15 protein-coding genes are annotated in these 16,472 nt (G+C 71.7%); 11 read left to right on the forward strand and 4 right to left on the reverse strand.

The window, feature by feature from the left end:
* The first annotated feature begins 52 nt into the window (after nt 1-52).
* Both OHB04_RS34545 and OHB04_RS34550 read left to right on the forward strand, forming a co-directional pair.
* On the forward strand, nt 53-778 hold the full coding sequence (locus OHB04_RS34545; protein WP_326691568.1) for a VOC family protein: 726 nt from the start codon (nt 53-55) through the stop codon (nt 776-778).
* A gap of 13 nt (nt 779-791) precedes the next feature.
* On the forward strand, nt 792-1,187 hold the full coding sequence (locus OHB04_RS34550) for a DUF2795 domain-containing protein (RefSeq protein WP_326691569.1): 396 nt from the start codon (nt 792-794) through the stop codon (nt 1,185-1,187).
* A gap of 40 nt (nt 1,188-1,227) precedes the next feature.
* Here the strand turns inward: OHB04_RS34550 and OHB04_RS34555 are convergent, their stop codons facing one another.
* Nucleotides 1,228-2,022, reverse strand: a complete 795-nt coding sequence (locus tag OHB04_RS34555; RefSeq protein WP_326808993.1) for an SDR family NAD(P)-dependent oxidoreductase — start codon at nt 2,020-2,022, stop codon at nt 1,228-1,230.
* A gap of 301 nt (nt 2,023-2,323) precedes the next feature.
* Here OHB04_RS34555 and OHB04_RS34560 point away from each other — a divergent pair, with 301 nt between their 5' ends.
* From OHB04_RS34560 to mmsB, 8 genes are all read left to right on the forward strand, one after another.
* A complete protein-coding gene (locus tag OHB04_RS34560) occupies nt 2,324-4,135 on the forward strand; it encodes a coagulation factor 5/8 type domain-containing protein (protein ID WP_326808994.1) in 1,812 nt (603 codons plus the stop codon).
* 333 nt (nt 4,136-4,468) lie between these two features.
* Entirely contained in the window at nt 4,469-6,058 is a 1,590-nt protein-coding gene (locus OHB04_RS34565; protein ID WP_326808995.1) for an SDR family oxidoreductase, read from the forward strand.
* Between the two features lie 80 nt (nt 6,059-6,138).
* Nucleotides 6,139-7,302, forward strand: a complete 1,164-nt coding sequence (locus tag OHB04_RS34570) for a mandelate racemase/muconate lactonizing enzyme family protein (RefSeq protein WP_326691573.1) — start codon at nt 6,139-6,141, stop codon at nt 7,300-7,302.
* The gene (locus tag OHB04_RS34575) at nt 7,299-8,354 is read left to right on the forward strand and encodes a zinc-dependent alcohol dehydrogenase (protein ID WP_326691574.1); all 1,056 of its coding nucleotides are present in this window, start codon (nt 7,299-7,301) and stop codon (nt 8,352-8,354) included. The genes OHB04_RS34570 and OHB04_RS34575 overlap by 4 nt, the downstream gene beginning before the upstream one ends.
* A 126-nt stretch (nt 8,355-8,480) precedes the next feature.
* The gene (locus OHB04_RS34580) at nt 8,481-9,509 is read left to right on the forward strand and encodes a hypothetical protein (protein ID WP_326691575.1); all 1,029 of its coding nucleotides are present in this window, start codon (nt 8,481-8,483) and stop codon (nt 9,507-9,509) included.
* A 4-nt stretch (nt 9,510-9,513) separates the two neighbouring features.
* Nucleotides 9,514-10,644: a multiple monosaccharide ABC transporter substrate-binding protein gene (gene chvE, locus OHB04_RS34585; protein WP_326691576.1), complete on the forward strand. Its 1,131-nt coding sequence runs from the start codon at nt 9,514-9,516 to the stop codon at nt 10,642-10,644.
* 5 nt (nt 10,645-10,649) lie between these two features.
* A complete protein-coding gene (gene mmsA, locus OHB04_RS34590) occupies nt 10,650-12,218 on the forward strand; it encodes a multiple monosaccharide ABC transporter ATP-binding protein (RefSeq protein ID WP_442815120.1) in 1,569 nt (522 codons plus the stop codon).
* Between the two features lie 8 nt (nt 12,219-12,226).
* Entirely contained in the window at nt 12,227-13,459 is a 1,233-nt protein-coding gene (gene mmsB, locus OHB04_RS34595; protein ID WP_326691577.1) for a multiple monosaccharide ABC transporter permease, read from the forward strand.
* 25 nt (nt 13,460-13,484) lie between these two features.
* Here the strand turns inward: mmsB and OHB04_RS34600 are convergent, their stop codons facing one another.
* Together OHB04_RS34600 and OHB04_RS34605 are read right to left on the reverse strand one after the other, a co-directional pair.
* Complete coding sequence (locus OHB04_RS34600; protein ID WP_326691578.1) at nt 13,485-14,339, reverse strand: SMP-30/gluconolactonase/LRE family protein; 855 nt, start codon at nt 14,337-14,339, stop codon at nt 13,485-13,487.
* Nucleotides 14,336-15,109 (reverse strand): IclR family transcriptional regulator, encoded by a 774-nt coding sequence (locus tag OHB04_RS34605; RefSeq protein ID WP_326691579.1) that lies wholly within the window; start codon nt 15,107-15,109, stop codon nt 14,336-14,338. The genes OHB04_RS34600 and OHB04_RS34605 overlap by 4 nt, the downstream gene beginning before the upstream one ends.
* Nucleotides 15,110-15,235: 126 nt before the next feature.
* Between OHB04_RS34605 and OHB04_RS34610 the strand changes: the two genes are divergently transcribed.
* Nucleotides 15,236-15,463, forward strand: coding sequence for a DUF6480 family protein (locus tag OHB04_RS34610; RefSeq protein ID WP_326691580.1), 228 nt, complete (start codon nt 15,236-15,238; stop codon nt 15,461-15,463).
* Nucleotides 15,464-15,665: 202 nt separating this feature from the next.
* Here OHB04_RS34610 and OHB04_RS34615 read toward each other — a convergent pair whose 3' ends face one another.
* A complete protein-coding gene (locus tag OHB04_RS34615) occupies nt 15,666-16,382 on the reverse strand; it encodes a VOC family protein (RefSeq protein WP_326691581.1) in 717 nt (238 codons plus the stop codon).
* Nucleotides 16,383-16,472: the final 90 nt, after the last annotated feature.

Genomic DNA, 16,472 nt, shown 5'->3' on the forward strand with positions numbered 1-16,472 from the left:
GGAAGGCGGACGGATGGCTTCGGTCGGTGGAGTGCCCTGCTGGGTGAGTTTGATGACTCCCGATCCACGGGCCGCCGAGGACTTCTACGGACCCGTGCTGAGCTGGAGCTTCGAGCCGTCGTCCGACGGGCCCGACTCCCGGGTCGCCACGGTCGACGGGCAGCCGGTCGCGGGCGTGAGCGAGCTGTCGGCCGGTGCCGACCAGGGGTCCGAGCGCTGGACCGTGTACTTCCATGTGCGGGACGCCGACCTCGTGGCCGAGCGCATCGCCGAGCGCGGCGCGACCGTCGCGGTCGGCCCGCTGCGCACCGGCGGCGGGCGCGCCGTCATCGCCGCCGACCAGGCGGGCGCACCGTTCGGGCTGTGGCAGGGCGAACGTCCCGCCTCCTGGGCGGTCGGCTCGGGCAGGGCCCCCGCCTGGCTCCAGCTGCACACCCGGGACGCCTTCGCCGCCGCGGTCTTCTACGGCGAGATCTTCGACTGGATGGGCGATCCCCGCCACGGGGTCACCTACGAGGAGGAGTACGAGGAGATCGTCATCCGGGTCGAGGGCCACCCTGTCGCGGGGGTGCGGGGCGGCTCGCTGGAAGCGCCGCCGGATCCCCGGATCCGGTCGCGATGGGAGCCGTACTTCCGGGTACCCGATCTTGACGCGGCGGTGAGCGCCGCGGAACGGGAGGGCGGCGAGACCGTCTCGCCGCCCCGGGCAGCACCTCTGGGCCGGACAGCGACGCTCCGGGACCCCAAGGGCGCCTCCTTCTGTCTCCTCAGCACCTAATAAGGAGAGCGACATGCAGGAGAACGACAAGAACGGCCCGATCCAGGACGACGAGGCCAAGAAGCGGCTTCAGGGCGATCTTCGTTCGAACCGCATGGAGGGACGCGAGATGGAGCCCTCCGGCGAGGATCAGCCCGAGCCCACCCGTGACCCCCAGGCCCTGCGCACGGGCGGCACCCCCGCCGGGATGACGCCCCGCGACGTGGAGCTGCGCTCCGAGATCGCGACATATCTCGGCAGGCACCTGTACCCGACGGACCGCGAGGCGGTCCTGGACGCCCTGCGGTCCGAACATGCACCCGAACGTCTCCTCGACCTGGCCGCCGGCCTCCCGGCGGACGCCCACTACACCAACGTGCAGGAACTGGTCCAGGCCCTCGGGCTGCACACCGAGGCGGGCCGGGGCTGACCGGGTGGGCTGCTCCTTCATGGAGCGGGCGGCGGGCCGGTCAGGGCAGGATCGAGTCCACATAGCCGCCGTCGACGCGCAGCGCGCCGCCCGTGGTGGCCGAGGCGAGTGGTGAGCTGAGGTAGACGACCATGTTGGCGATCTCCTCGGGCTCGATCAGCCGCTGGATGAGCGACTGCGGGCGGTGCTCCCGCATGAAGGCGCGCTGCGCCTCCTCCCACGGCAGCGCGCTGTCGACCAGTTCGTGGACGAAGTCCTCGACGCCGCCGGTGTGCGTGGGCCCCGCGATCACGGAGTTGACGGTCACTCCGGTGCCCGCCGCCTCCTTGGCGAAGCCGCGCGAGATCCCCAGCAGGGCGGTCTTGGACATGCCGTAGTGGATCATCTCGGCCGGGATGACGACGGCGGAGTCGCTGGCGATGTTCAGGATCCGGCCCCAGGCGTTGCCCTTCATGCCCGGCAGATAGGCCCGCGTCATCCGGACGGCGGTCAGCACATTGACCTCGAAGTAGCGGCGCCACTCCGCGTCCTCGATGTCCAGCGCCGGCCTGGCGCCGAAGACGCCCAGGTTGTTGACGAGGATGTCGGTGCCCGGCACGGCCTCCAGTACGGCAGCACAGCCCTCGTCCGTGGAGATGTCGCCCGGCGCCGCGAGGAAGACGGCGCCCTCGCACTCGGCGCCGAGCCGCTCCACCGCCTCACCCACGGACCGCTCACTGCGGCCGTTGACCGCGACCCGGGCCCCGGAGCGGGCCAGCCCCGTCGCGATGGCGGCCCCGATGCCCTGGGTCGACCCTGTGACCAGGGCCGTTTTTCCGGTGAGGTCGATGAGCAATGGTCTTCCCTTCCGCTCGGTGTCGCCGTGTCGCCCCCGGTTTCCCGCCCGTATCGCCGTCCAGTATGGACGGGGGCCACCCATTCGACCGGCCCGCAACGCCGCCGCGCGGCCGGTGCGCACCGGTGCCGGGGTGCCGAGAGTCCCGACAACCTGTGAACCCTCAACGCCCGCACGCTGCCGGGAAGTTCGGCCGTATCTCTTGACAGCATGTTCACATCAAAGAAGCATCCCTCACAAGAGAGCGCTCTCTGCACCTTCACCCGTTCATTTTCTGAACCAGGAGACCAGGAGAGTCGCCATGCCCGTACCCCCCACACCCGCTCCTGACAGCCCCGGCTCCAGACCCGCACGGCGCACGGTCCTCGGCGCGCTGGCCGCCGCCGGCGCGGCCCCCGCGCTGGCCGCGCTCCCCACCGGACAGGCGTCGGCGAGACCGTCCGCCGCGCCCCGCGCCGTCCCCGGCGGCGGCGACCTCGGCCCGAACGTCATCGTCTTCGACCCCTCCACGCCCGGCATCCAGGGCAAGCTGGACGAGATCTTCCGCAAGCAGGAGTCCGCGCAGTTCGGCACCGGCCGCTACGCCTTCTTCTTCCGCCCCGGCTCCTACAGCGGCCTCAACGCGCAGCTCGGCTTCTACACCTCCATCGCGGGCCTCGGGCTCTCGCCCGACGACACCTCGATCAACGGCGATGTGACCGTGGACGCCGGCTGGTTCGACGGCAACGCCACGCAGAACTTCTGGCGCTCCGCGGAGAACCTCGCCCTCACCCCCGTCAACGGCACCAACCGCTGGGCCGTCGCCCAGGCCGCGCCCTTCCGCCGGATGCACATCCGCGGCGGTCTCAACCTCTCGCCCGACGGCTACGGCTGGGCCAGCGGCGGCTACATCGCCGACAGCCGGATCGACGGCACCGTCGGCCCCTACTCCCAGCAGCAGTGGTACACCCGCGACAGCTCCGTGGGCGGCTGGCTCAACGCCGTGTGGAACATGGTCTTCTCCGGGGTCCAGGGCGCCCCCGGGCAGAGCTTCCCCGAGCCGCTCTACACCACCTTGAACACCACACCCGTCTCCCGCGAGAAGCCGTTCCTGTATCTCGGCGGCGGGGGCGCGGACGACTACCGCGTCTTCCTGCCCGAGCTGCGCCGCGACGCCTCGGGCGTGACGTGGGGCAACGGCACCCCGCGCGGCGAGTCGCTGCCGCTGAGCGAGTTCTACGTCGTCAAGGAGGGCGCGACGGCGACGACCATCAACCAGGCGCTCGACCAGGGCCTCAACCTGCTGCTGACACCCGGCGTCTACCACCTGGACAAGACGGTCGAGGTCAAGCGCGCCGGCACCGTCGTCCTCGGCCTCGGCTACGCCACGCTCATTCCCGACAACGGTGTCACAGCGCTGCGGGTCGCCGACGTGGACGGCGTACGGCTGGCCGGGTTCCTCATCGACGCCGGGCCCGCCAAGTCCGAAACGCTGCTGGAGGTCGGCCCCGAGGGCGCCTCCGCCGACCACGCGGGCAACCCGGTCACCGTGCAGGACGTCTTCATCCGGATCGGCGGCGCGGGTCCCGGCAAGGCCACCACCAGCATGGTCGTCAACAGCAACCACACGGTCGTCGACCACACCTGGGTCTGGCGGGCCGACCACGGCGACGGCGTCGGCTGGGAGACCAACCGCGCCGACTACGGCGTGGTCGTCAACGGCGACGACGTCCTGGCCACGGGCCTGTTCGTCGAGCACTTCAACAAGTACGACGTGCAGTGGAACGGCGAGCGCGGGCGCACGGTCTTCTTCCAGAACGAGAAGGCGTACGACGCGCCCAACCAGGGTGCCATCGACAACGGAGGCACCAAGGGCTTCGCCGCCTACAAGGTCGCCGACTCGGTGCGCACCCACGAGGGCTGGGGGATGGGCAGCTACTGCTACTACAACGTCGACCCGAGCATCCGCCAGGCGCGCGGCTTCGCCGCGCCGAACACGCCGGGGGTGAAGTTCCACGGTCTGCTCGTCGTCTCCCTGAGCGGGCACGGCCAGTACGACCACGTCATCAACGACACCGGCGCCGCCACCTCCGGCTCGGACACCGTGCCCTCCAAGGTCGTCTCCTACCCCTGAGTCCGTGAGCCCCCGAGCCTGGAAGCCCGGGACCGCGCTCCGGGGGCCGCCTCACTCCGCCCCTGCCCCACAACCTGCCCCGGCCCGGGGCAGGGGCGGCCCGGGTGCCGGGCCCGGGAGGCCGCTGTGGGGCCACGACCTGCGCAACTTGGTCGGCCACACCTACCCGCTCCAAGGCCCGGGTCCGCCCCAACGGCTGGGCGCCGCCCGGCTCCTGCCCCGGCACGCCGGTGCGGGCCCGGAGCCCGGCGGGAGAGCCGTCGGTGTGCGGAGATAGGGGCGACGGCAATCCACAGCGGCGGGTGAGCGCCGGTGAGCGGAGGAGCGGGCCCCATGGGCAGCGGCAGCAGCGGCAGCAGCAGTGGAGACGGCGGGGACGGCAGTGGGGGCGGGCTGCGGTGCCTGGTCACCGGGGGCACCGGCTACATCGGCGGGCGGCTGGTGCCCGAGCTGCTGGATGCCGGGCACCAGGTGCGCTGTCTGGCCCGCTCGCCCGAGAAGCTGCGGGACCATCCCTGGTCGGACCGGGTGGAGCGGGTGCGCGGCGACGTCACCGACGCGGACTCGCTCCACCCGGCGATGCGGGACATCGACGTCGCCTACTACCTGGTGCACGCGCTCGGCTCCGGACGCGGGTTCGAGAAGACCGACCGGGAAGCCGCCCGCACCTTCGGCGAGGCGGCCCGCGCGGCCGGCGTGCGGCGGATCGTCTACCTGGGCGGGCTCACCCCGCCCGGGGTCCCCGAGGAACGGCTCTCCCCGCACCTGCGCTCCCGCGCCGAGGTCGGCCGCATCCTGCTGGAGTCGGGCGTGCCCACCACGGTGCTGCGCGCGGCCGTCATCATCGGCTCCGGGTCCGCGTCCTTCGAGATGCTGCGCTACCTCACCGAGCGCCTGCCGGTGATGGTCGCCCCGAGCTGGGTGTCGACCCACACGCAGCCGATCGCCGTACGGGACGTGCTGCGCTATCTGGTGGGCAGCGCGCGGATGCCCCAGGAGGTGAGCAGGGCCTTCGACATCGGCGGACCCGAGGTGCTGACCTACGCCGCGATGATGCGCCGCTACGCGGAAGCCGCCGAGCTGCCCCGGCGGCTGATCCTGCGCGTGCCCCTGCTGACCCCCGGCCTCTCCAGCTACTGGATCGGACTGGTCACCCCCGTGCCCCCGTCGATCGCGCAGCCCCTGGCCGAGTCGCTGCGCCACGAGATGGTCTGCCAGGAGCACGACATCGCGCGGTACGTCCCCGACCCGGACGGGCTCCCGCTGCCGTTCGACGCCGGACTGAGGCTGGCCCTGCGCCGGATCGGGGAGGCGAGCGTGCCCACCCGGTGGTCGTCGGCCTCCGTACCCGGCGCGCCGAGCGACCCGCTGCCCACCGACCCGGACTGGGCCGGCGGCAGCCTGTACGAGGACTGCCGGGAGCGGACGGTGAACGCCTCACCGGAGGCGCTGTGGCGCGTCGTGGAGGGCATCGGCGGGCGCAACGGCTGGTACTCCTTCCCGCTGGCCTGGGCGGTGCGCGGCTGGCTGGACCGGCTGGTGGGCGGGGTCGGGCTGAGCCGGGGCCGGCGGGACGCGGCGCACCTGCGGGTGGGGGACTCGCTGGACTTCTGGCGGGTGGAGGAGGTCCGGCCCGGACGGCTGCTGCGGCTGCGCGCCGAGATGCGGCTGCCGGGGCTCGCCTGGCTGGAGATGTCCGTCGAGTGCGACGACGACGAGAGGGGTGAGGGAGGCAAGGGGGGCAAGGGAGGTGTGCGCTACCGGCAGCGCGCCCTGTTCCATCCGCACGGGCTGCTGGGGCACCTGTACTGGTGGGGCGTCTCGCCTTTCCACGCTCTCGTCTTCGGCGGCATGGCGCGCAACATCACCCGCGTGGCGGCCGGGGAGCAGCTCACGGACGAGAAGGTACGTACCGCCCATTGACACCCCGTCATCGCGCTCCATAATGTCGCAACGCCATTTCGAACGGGTTTCGAAATATCGAACAACAGGGAGCGGCTCTCGTGCGCATCACCGGCATCACCACCCATGTGGTCGGCACGCCTTGGCGGAACCTGACCTACGTCCAGGTGCACACCGACGAAGGGCTCACGGGGGTGGGGGAGACCCGGATGCTCGGGCACACCGACGCGCTGGTCGGCTACCTGCGCGAGGCGGAGGCCAACCACATCGCCGGCTCCGACCCCTTCGCCGTCGAGGACCTGGTGCGCCGCATGAAGTACGGCGACTACGGGCGGGCCGGGGAAATCGTGATGTCCGGCATCGCCTGCGTGGAGATGGCCTGCTGGGACATCAAGGGCAAGGCGCTGGGCGTGCCGGTCTGGCAGTTGCTCGGCGGCCGGGTCAACGACACCGTCAAGGCGTACGCCAACGGCTGGTACACCACCGAGCGCACCCCGGAGGCGTACCACCGGGCCGCCAAGGAGGTCGTGGCCCGCGGCTACCGCGCCTTGAAGATCGACCCGTTCGGCACCGGTCACCTCGAACTCTCCCAGGAGGACACGCTCTACGCCGTCTCGCTCATCGAGGCCGTGCGCGACGCCATCGGGCCCTCGGCGGAGCTGATGCTGGAGATGCACGGCCGCTTCGCCCCGGCCACCGCCGTGCGGCTCGCCCACGAGATGGCGCCCTTCCGCCCCGCCTGGCTGGAGGAGCCCGTGCCGCCGGAGAACCTCAAGGCCCTCGCCAAGGTCGCGGCCAAGGTGGACATACCCGTGGCCACCGGTGAGCGCATCCATGACCGGATCGAGTTCCGCGAGCTGTTCGAGAGCCAGGCGGCCGACATCATCCAGCCCGACGTCGGCCACATCGGCGGCATCCTGGAGACCCGCAAGCTCGCCGCCACCGCCGAGACCCACTACACGCTGGTGGCCCCGCACAACGTGGGCGGCCCGGTGCTCACCGCCGCCACGCTCCAAGTCGGCTTCACCACCACGAACTTCAAGGTCCTGGAGCACTTCAACGACTTCGCGGACGCCGAGATCAAGAAGGTCGTCAAGGGCGCGCCGCAGGTCGACCCCGCCACCGGCTGCTTCACCCTCTCCGACGCACCCGGGCTCGGCGTCGAGCTGGACGTCGAGGCCGCGGCCGAATTCCCCCAGCAGCGCGCCCACTTCGACCTGTGGGCCGAGGGCTGGGAGACCCGCAAGCCCGGGGCGACGGCATGACCACGGAGCAGGTCGGCACGGCCACCGGCCAGAACGGCGTGACCACCGGGCAGGCCGTCGTCCTCGACGGGCCCGGGGCCTTCCGGCTCGTGGACCACACCCCGCGCCCGCCGGGTCCCGGGGAGGTGCTCGTGCGGGTGCACGCCGCCGGGGTGTGCGGCAGCGACCGCGAGGTCTACCAGGGCAACCGCCCCGAGGGGTACGTCCGCTATCCCGTCACGCCGGGCCACGAGTGGTCGGGGACGGTGGCCGGGGCGGGCGAGGGCGTGCCCGCCGCGCTCGTCGGCCGTAAGGCAGTCGGCGCGGGCTTCCGCAACTGCCAGGTGTGCGAGCGCTGCCACGCGGGCGACACCACGCTGTGCGCCGCCGGGTACGAGGAGACCGGCTTCACCCAGCCCGGTGCCATGGCGCCCACCCTCACTCTCCCGGCCCGGCTGCTGCATCTGCTCGACGACGCGGCCGACCTGACCGCCGCCGCGCTGCTGGAGCCCGCCGCCTGTGTGGCCGCCGCCGTGCTGAAGGCGGACATACGCGCGGGGGACAAGGTGGCCGTCGTCGGCGCCGGGACCCTCGGCCTGCTCGCCGCCCAGCTGCTGCGGACCGCCTCGCCCGCCGCGCTGCTGATGGTCGGCCTGGACGCCGAACGCGCCACGCTGGCAGCGGAGTTCGGCGCCACCGACTACCGCACGCCCGAGGCGGCGGCCGGCCTCGGCGGCTACGACGTGGTGGTGGAGGCCGCCGGGTCCGCGACCGCCGCGCGCGCCGCCGCCGGGCTGCTGCGCCGGGGCGGGCGCCTGGTGCTGACCGGCTTGCCCGCGCCCGGCGCCGAGGGGCTCGACCCGGCCGAACTCGTCGTACGGCAGACCGAGGTGCGCACCGTCTTCGGCGCGCCGCCCGCCGCCTGGGCGCACGCCGTCCGCGCCTTCACCGCCGGGCTGCTCGCACCGCTCCCGCTGGTCACCCACCGTCTGCCGCTCACGGAATACGAACAGGCCCTCACCCTGACCGGCAGCGGCGATCCCGCCGTCGGCAAGGTCCTGCTGCACCCCTGACCACCGGCGCACCACACGTCCGCCGCGCACCGCGTGGCCGTCGTACGCGCCCCGTACCGGACCGCGTTCGGATACCGGACCGCCCGAGAACCGCAAGACCGCGCATCCACGCACCAAAGGAGCCCCATGCCGCCGCCCGACCCCGCACCGGCCCCGTCCACTGTCGCCGCCCCGTCCGCCCCCGCCGCCGTGCCCGCCTCCCGGCGTCCCGGCGAACCCGCGCTCGGCGCGCTCGGTCTCGCCGCGCCGGAGCCCGACCCCGCCGACTCCTCCCCGCACGCCTTTCCCGACGGCGGCCGGTGGCGCACCGAGGTCCCCTCCGTCGAGGGCCCCGAGGCGCTGGCCGCCGTCCTCAAGGAGTCGGCGCGGCTGGACGTACCGCTGCACCGCGTCAGCCAGGGCAGCGGCGTGTGGATGCTCACCGACGCCGAGATCACGGAGATGACCGAGGCGAGCGCCGAACGCGACATCGAGCTGTGCCTGTTCACCGGCCCGCGCGGCACCTGGGACACCGGCGCCTCCGCCCGTACCGACTCGCGCGGCGGCGGGCTGCGGGCCCGGGGCCACGACGCGCTCGCCGGCTGTGTCGAGGACGCGCTGCGCGCCACGGAACTGGGAGTGCGCTGCCTCCTCGTCGCCGACGAGGGCGTGCTGTGGACGCTGCACAGGGCGCGCGCCGCCGGCATCCTCCCCGCCGACACCACGCTCAAGGTCTCCGCGCTGGTCGGGCCCGTCAACCCCGCCTCGTACGCCGTCCACGAGCGGCTCGGCGCCGACTCGCTGAACGTGCCCAGCGACCTGACGCTCGCTCACCTCACCGAGATCCGCAAGGTCAGCGCCGCGCCCATGGACATGTACATCGAGGCGCCGGACGATCTCGGCGGCTATGTGCGGATGTACGAGGTCGCCGAGCTGATCCGGCGGGGCGCGCCGCTGTACCTCAAGTTCGGCCTGGCCAAGGCGCCCGGCCTCTACCCCTCGGGCCGCCACCTGCGCGACACCGTGCTGGACACCGCGCGCGAGCGCGTCCGGCGCGGGCGGCTCGCCCTGGACCTGCTGGCCCGGCACGGCGCCGACGGCGGCATGTCACCCCTCGGGGCGCGGCTTCCCGGCGCCCTGCACCGCTTCCCCGCAACCGAGTCCGAAGGAAACTGAGCCCATGCGCAATCCCCCGCGCACCCGCGGCGTACGGATCGCAGCCTGCGCCGCGCTGGCCGTCACGCTCACCGCGGCACTGGCCGGCTGCGGCCAGGAGGCCCGCGGCGGCAGCCGCTACCAGCCCGAGAAGGGCAAGGGCGGCACCATCGGCGTGGCCATGCCCACCAAGTCCTCCGAGCGCTGGATAGCCGACGGCAAGAACATGGTCAAGCAGTTCAAGAAGGCCGGGTACAAGACCGACCTCCAGTACGGCGACGACAAGGTGGAGAACCAGGTCGCCCAGATCGAGAACATGATCACCAAGGGGCACCGGCTCCTCGTCATCGCGGCAGTCGACGGATCGGCCCTCACCGACGTCCTCAAGCAGGCCCAGGACGCGGGCGTCCGGGTCATCTCCTACGACCGGCTCATCCTGGGCACCAAGAACGTCGACTACTACGCGTCCTTCGACAACGAGCGGGTCGGTGAGCTGCAAGGGCAGTACATCCTCGACCGGCTCAAGCTGAAGAAGCCCGACGACAAGGCCGACGAGAGCCACACCATCGAGCTGTTCGCCGGCTCGCCCGACGACAACAACACCAAGTACTTCTGGAACGGCGCGATGAAGAAACTCAAGCCGTACATGAAGTCGGGCCAGCTCGTCGTGCGCAGCAAGCAGACCAAGATGAACCAGGCCACCACCCTGCGCTGGGACGGAGGCACGGCCCAGAAGCGCATGGACGACCTGATCAGCAAGAGCTACGGCAACACTGATGTGGACGCCGTCCTCTCGCCCTACGACGGGATCTCCATCGGCATCATCTCCGCGCTCAAGAGCGCCGGATACGGCTCCAAGCGGCACCCGCTGCCCGTCGTCACGGGCCAGGACGCCGAGCTGGCCTCGGTCAAGTCGATCGTCTCGGGCGAGCAGACCCAGACCGTCTTCAAGGACACCCGCAAGCTCGCCAAGCAGGCCGTCCAGATGGGCGACGCCGTCCTCACCGGCAAGAAGCCCGAGGTCAACAACACCACCGACTACGACAACGGAAAGAAGGTCGTCCCCGCCTACCTGCTCAAGCCGGTCTCCGTCGACAAGAAGAACACCCAGCTCCTCGTCGACGAGGGCTACTTCACGGCGGGACAGCTCAAGTGAGTGCCGTGGAAGAGGCCCAGGAGCGGCCCGTCCTGGAGATGCGCGGCATCACCAAGACCTTCCCCGGGGTCAAGGCGCTGTCCGGGGTGAACCTCACCGTGCGCCCCGGGGAGATCCACGCGGTCTGCGGCGAGAACGGCGCGGGCAAGTCGACCCTGATGAAGGTGCTCAGCGGCGTGTACCCGCACGGCGACTACGAGGGCGAGATCGGCTTCCAGGGCGAGCCGGTGGCCTTCAAGGACATCCGTGCCAGCGAACGCCGGGGCATCGTGATCATCCACCAGGAGCTGGCCCTGGTCCCGTTCCTGTCCATCGCCGAGAACATCTTCCTCGGCAACGAGCGCACCGGCGGCGGCCGTGCCTTCGTGAACTGGAACGACACGATGGGCGAGGCGGCGAGCCTGCTGAAACGCGTCGGACTCCGGGAGAAGCCGCAGACCCCCGTGGCCGACATCGGCGTCGGCAAACAGCAGCTCGTGGAGATCGCCAAGGCGCTTTCGAAGGAGGTGAAGCTGCTGATCCTCGACGAGCCGACCGCGGCCCTCAACGACGAGGACAGCGCGCAGTTGCTGAGCTTGATCCTGGAGCTGCGCGCGCAGGGGATCGCCTGCATCCTCATCTCCCACAAGCTGGGCGAGATCCGGCGGGTCGCCGACCGCGTCACCATCTTGCGGGACGGCAGGACCGTCGAGACGCTCACGGTCCGCGAGACCCCGGAACAGGACGCCGAGCTGTCCGAGGAACGCCTCATCCGCGGCATGGTCGGCCGCGACCTGGACCACCGCTTCCCCGAGCGCACCCCCTTCGAGGGCGATCAGGGCGTCGCCCTGGAGGTGTCGGGCTGGACGGTGCGCCACCCCGTCGACCACCAGCGCAAGGTCGTGGACGACGCGTCCCTGACCGTGCGGCGCGGGGAGATCGTCGGCATCGCGGGGCTGATGGGCGCGGGCCGCACCGAGCTGGCCATGTCCCTGTTCGGCCGCTCCTACGGGCTGTACGAGGGCGGCAGCGTACGGGTCGACGGCCACGAGGTGCACACCAAGACGGTGCCGGCCGCCATCGAGGCGGGCATCGCCTACGTCACCGAGGACCGCAAGCGCTACGGGCTCAACCTGATCGACACCATCAACCGCAACGTCTCGCTGGCCTCCCTGGCCGGTATGACGCGGCGCGGTGTCGTCGACGAGCACCACGAGCGGTCCGTATCCGAGCGCTACCGCACCTCGATGAACATCAAGGCGCCCTCGGTCGAGGAGCAGGTCGGCAAGCTCTCCGGCGGCAACCAGCAGAAGGTCGTGCTCAGCAGATGGATACACGCCGACCCTGGAGTGCTGATCCTGGACGAGCCGACCCGCGGCATCGATGTGGGCGCGAAGTTCGAGATCTACGCCGTCATCGACCAGCTCGCCGCGCAGGGAAAGGCCGTGCTGTTCATCTCCTCGGAACTGCCGGAGCTGCTCGGCATGTGCGACCGGATCTACACGATGTCGGAGGGCCGGCTGACCGGTGAGGTCGCCCGTGCCGACGCCACCCAGGAAGTCCTGATGCGCCACATGACCATGAACAGAAGCTGAGGCCCGCCATGACCACCACCTCCACCCCACCCAAGGACACCGTACCCGTCGTGCCCGAGGCGGCCCGCTCGGCGTGGGCCGTGCTGCTGGGCAACATGCGCACCCACATGCGCCAGTACGGCATGCTCACGGCGCTCGTCTTCATCGTCGTGCTGTTCCAGATATGGACCGACGGCACGCTGCTGCTGCCCAACAACGTCTCCAACCTGATTCAGCAGAACGGCTACATCCTCATCCTGGCCATGGGCATGATGATCGTCATCATCGCCGGGCACATCGACCTGTCCGTCGGCTCCCTGGTCGCCTTCGTCGGCGCCATGTCCGCCGTCATGATGGTCAAACACGACATGCCCTGGGTGCTCGCGCTGGTGCTGGCGCTGCTGATCGGCGCGGTCGCCGGGGCCTGGCAGGGCTTCTTCATCGCCTACGTCGGCATCCCCTCGTTCATCGTGACCCTGGCGGGCATGCTGCTCTTCCGCGGCCTGACGCAGATCGTGCTGGAGGGCCAGTCACTCTCTCCCTTCCCCGGCGGCTTCCAGAACTTGGCCAAGGGCTTCATCCCCGAAATGGGCCCCTACACGCAGTACCACAACCCGACGCTGGTCATCGGCCTGGTGGCGCTGGTCCTTCTGCTGCTGCGCGAACGCCGCGACCGCAACCGGCAGTTGGCCTACGCACTGGACGTGCCGCCCCTCGGGCTGTGGATCGCCAAGTGTGTGGCCATCTCCGCGGCCGTCATCGCCTTCACCCTCACCCTGGCCAGCTTCCACGGCGTGCCCGTCGTCATGCTGGTGATGTGCGGGCTGCTGATCGGCCTCGGCTACGTCATGCGCAACGCGGTGGTCGGACGCCATGTGTACGCGCTCGGCGGGAACAAGGCGGCGGCCAAGCTGTCCGGCGTCCGGGACCGGCGCGTCACCTTCCTCGTCTTCGTCAACATGGGCGTACTTGCCGCGCTCGCGGGCTGCGTCTACGCGGCCCGGCTCAACTCGGGCACCCCGCAGGCGGGCCTCAACTTCGAGCTGGAGGCCATCGCCGCCTCGTTCATCGGCGGCGCCTCGATGAGCGGCGGCGTCGGCACGGTCATGGGAGCCGTCATCGGCGGACTGGTCCTCGGCGTGCTCAACAACGGCATGTCGCTGGTCGGCATCGGCACCGACTACCAGCAGGTCATCAAGGGCCTGGTGCTGCTGGCCGCCGTGGGCTTCGACGTGTGGAACAAGCGCAGGGCCGGTCGCTGACCGGAGGATGGGGGCAGGGACTGCCTCAGCCCGCGAAGGCGGGCTGCGGCAGTCCCTGCCCTGCGCCGGGCAGCACCAGCAGCGAACCGTCCTGCGGCGACGGCGCGGCCAGCCCGGCGCGGGCCGTGGTGACGTACAGGTCACCGAGCCCGGTGCCGCCGAAGGCGCAGGCCGTGGGCCGCCGTACGGGCAGCTCCACGATCCGGTCCAGCGCCCCGGACGGGGTGTAGCGGCGCACCGCCGCGCCGTCCCACAGCGCCACCCACACACAGCCGTACGCGTCCACGGTCAGCCCGTCGGGGAGGCCCGCGCCCTCCTCGATCTCGGCCAGCGGGCGCCTGTTGGCCACCAGCCCGTCCTCGCGGACGTCGAAGACATCGATCCTGCGGGTGGGGCTGTCGATGTAGTACAGCCGTCGCCCGTCGGGGCTCCAGCCCGTGCCGTTGCTGACGGCCACCGACTCCAGCACCGTGTGCGCCGTTCCGTCCGCGCTCAGCCGGGCCAGGGTGCCACCGCCCGGGGCCTCGTCGTAGCGCATCGTGCCCGCCCACAGCGTGCCGTCGGGAGCTATGGCGGCGTCGTTGCCCCGGCGGCCCGGCACCGGGTCGTGACGCAGCCAGCCGAAGCCGCCGCCGGGGCCGTAGAGCCCCACGCCGTCCCGGAGGTTGACGACCAGGCCGCCGCCCGCGCGCGGCTTGGCGGCACCCACGTGCTGCTCCGTCGTCATGACCGTGCGCCAGCCGGATGCCGGGGCGAAGGTGTGCACCCGGGAGCCGAGGATGTCGACCCATATCAGCCGCTCGCCCGCGGAGTCCCAGGTCGGGCCCTCGCCCAGCGTGGCATCCGCGCGTACCGCCGTCTCGGCCCTCGCGCGTCTCACCGGTTCCCCCTGTGCCCGAGCCGTTCGGACAGCCGTGCCGCGCCCTTCGCCGCCAGCTCCTCCAGCTCGGGGAGGCGCTCGTCGCTCCAGCGGATCAGCGGTACGGAGATCGACAGGGCTGCCACCACCTGCCCCGAGCGGTTCCGCACCGGCGCGGCCACACAGCTCACGTCCGGGTTCGACTCGCTCTCCTCCACGGCGACGCCGCGCTCCCGGATCCCGGACAGCACGCCGCGCAACCGGACCGGATCGGTGACGCTGTTGTCGGTCATCGCCCGCAGCGGGGCGCCGTCGGGGAGGCGTGCGGCCAGCTCCCCCTCGGGCAGGGAGGCCAGCAGCATCTTGCCGACGGCGGTGCAGTGCGCGGGCAGCCGCCGTCCGGCGGCCGAGACCATGCGCACCGCCTGGGTGGAGTCGACCTTGGCGACGTAGATGACGTCGGCCTCCTCCAGGATCGCCACGTGCACCGTCTCCTCGCAGGTCTCGGCCACCGTGCGGGCGACCTGCTGGCCCTCGGCCGCCAGGTCGAGCTGCTCGGCGTAGCGGCTGCCGAGCTGGTAGGGGCGCACGCCGAGCCGGTAGTAGCCGGGCCTGCCGGGCGCCGCCACCAGGTAGGAGCGGGCCGTGAGGGTGCTGACCAGCTCGTGCACGGTGGTGCGGGGGAGCTGGAGGCGGCGCACGATGTCGGGCGCCGAGAGCGTGCCGTCCCCCTCCAAAAACAGCTCCAGGATGTCCAGGGCCCGCGTCACCGCGGGCACGAGCCGTCCCATACCACCCTCCCTGTTCGATATTTCAACAACTGATCGAATCCCCGAACAGTCTAGCGAGGAGCGGCGGGATATGGGGCCCCGGTCCGGAGATGTGTAGGAGGGGACCGCGCGGTCCACCCGAGGGGCATGAATGAGCCGCATGCCGATCCGGACCCCGACACCACGCCCGGCCTGGAGCGAGGGGGCGGGGTCCCGCCCGGCGAGACCCCGCCCGCCGAAGGCAGCACCCCGGACGCGGGACCGCGCGACACTCACAACCCGACGAAGGGCTGGCGCACCGCGCCCCTGATCGTCATCGGCCTGGTGGTCGCGGTCTTCGTCGTCTACTTCCTCGGCTGGGTACTGGAGCTTTAGCCCGTCGCCGGGCGGGCACGGCGCTACGGCGTGCCCGGCGGGTCTTTTTGTTGCCTTTTCCTGGTGCTGAGCACGGGGTGCCCCTGCCTGTGCTTGGCAGAGTGCGGGAGCTCCCCCAAGCTCTTCGAGCAGGGAGGTACCCCCAGGCTGGTCGCGCAGTTCCTCGCGCCCCTTTGGGGCTCGCCCCTTCGGGGACGCCCCCTCACGCCTCGACGAGGGAGAACAGGGCCCCGTGAGGATCGCTCAGAGCGGCGCGGCGGCCGTCGGCCGTCTCGCGCGGGGGAGTCAGCACCGTGCCGCCGCGCCCGGTGGCGGCGGCCACGGCGTCGTCCAGGTCGGCGGTCCGGAACGTGACCTCCCAGCGGGGCCGCTTCGCCGGATCGGGGTCGCCCGCGACCGCGTCGTCGCGCAGCGTGGCGAACCGCCAGTCGAGGCCGTCCTCCGGCTCCGGCCAGCCGAAGACCGAGCCGTAGAAGAGGGCGGCCGAGCCGTCCTCGGGGGCGTGCAGTTCCAGCGCGGCGGGCGCCTGGCCGGTGCCGATGACCCAGTGCCGAGGGGTCACCCCCTGCCACAGGCCGAACGAGGCGCCCGAGGGGTCGGCGGCCAGCACGGCGCGCCCTCCGCCGAAGTCCAGCGGCCCCACCGCCACCGTCGCGCCCCGCTCCGCGATCCGCTCGGCGCTCTTGTCCGCGTCCTCGGCCAGGAAGAACACCGTCCAGCGCACCGGCAGTCTGCGTGCGGCCTCGGCCTCGCTGATCCCGGCCACCGGCTCGCCCTCCTCCGTGGCCACCCGGAATTCGGGGGCGAGGGTGCCGTCCTCGAAGGACCAGCCCAGCACCGCGCCGTAGAACTCCTCCGTGGCGCGCCGGTCGTGAGTCGTCAGACTGACCCAGCAGGGCGCACCGGGACGTGCGGCCATCTCTCTCCACCTCTGCTTTCGCTCACCGAAGCGGCAGGCGCCGCCGTACCCGCGAGCGGGTGCCCGCTTCGATCTTCGGCAAACGCCTTT

This window comes from Streptomyces sp. NBC_01775 (assembly GCF_035917675.1).
Classification (GTDB): Bacteria; Actinomycetota; Actinomycetes; order Streptomycetales; family Streptomycetaceae; genus Streptomyces.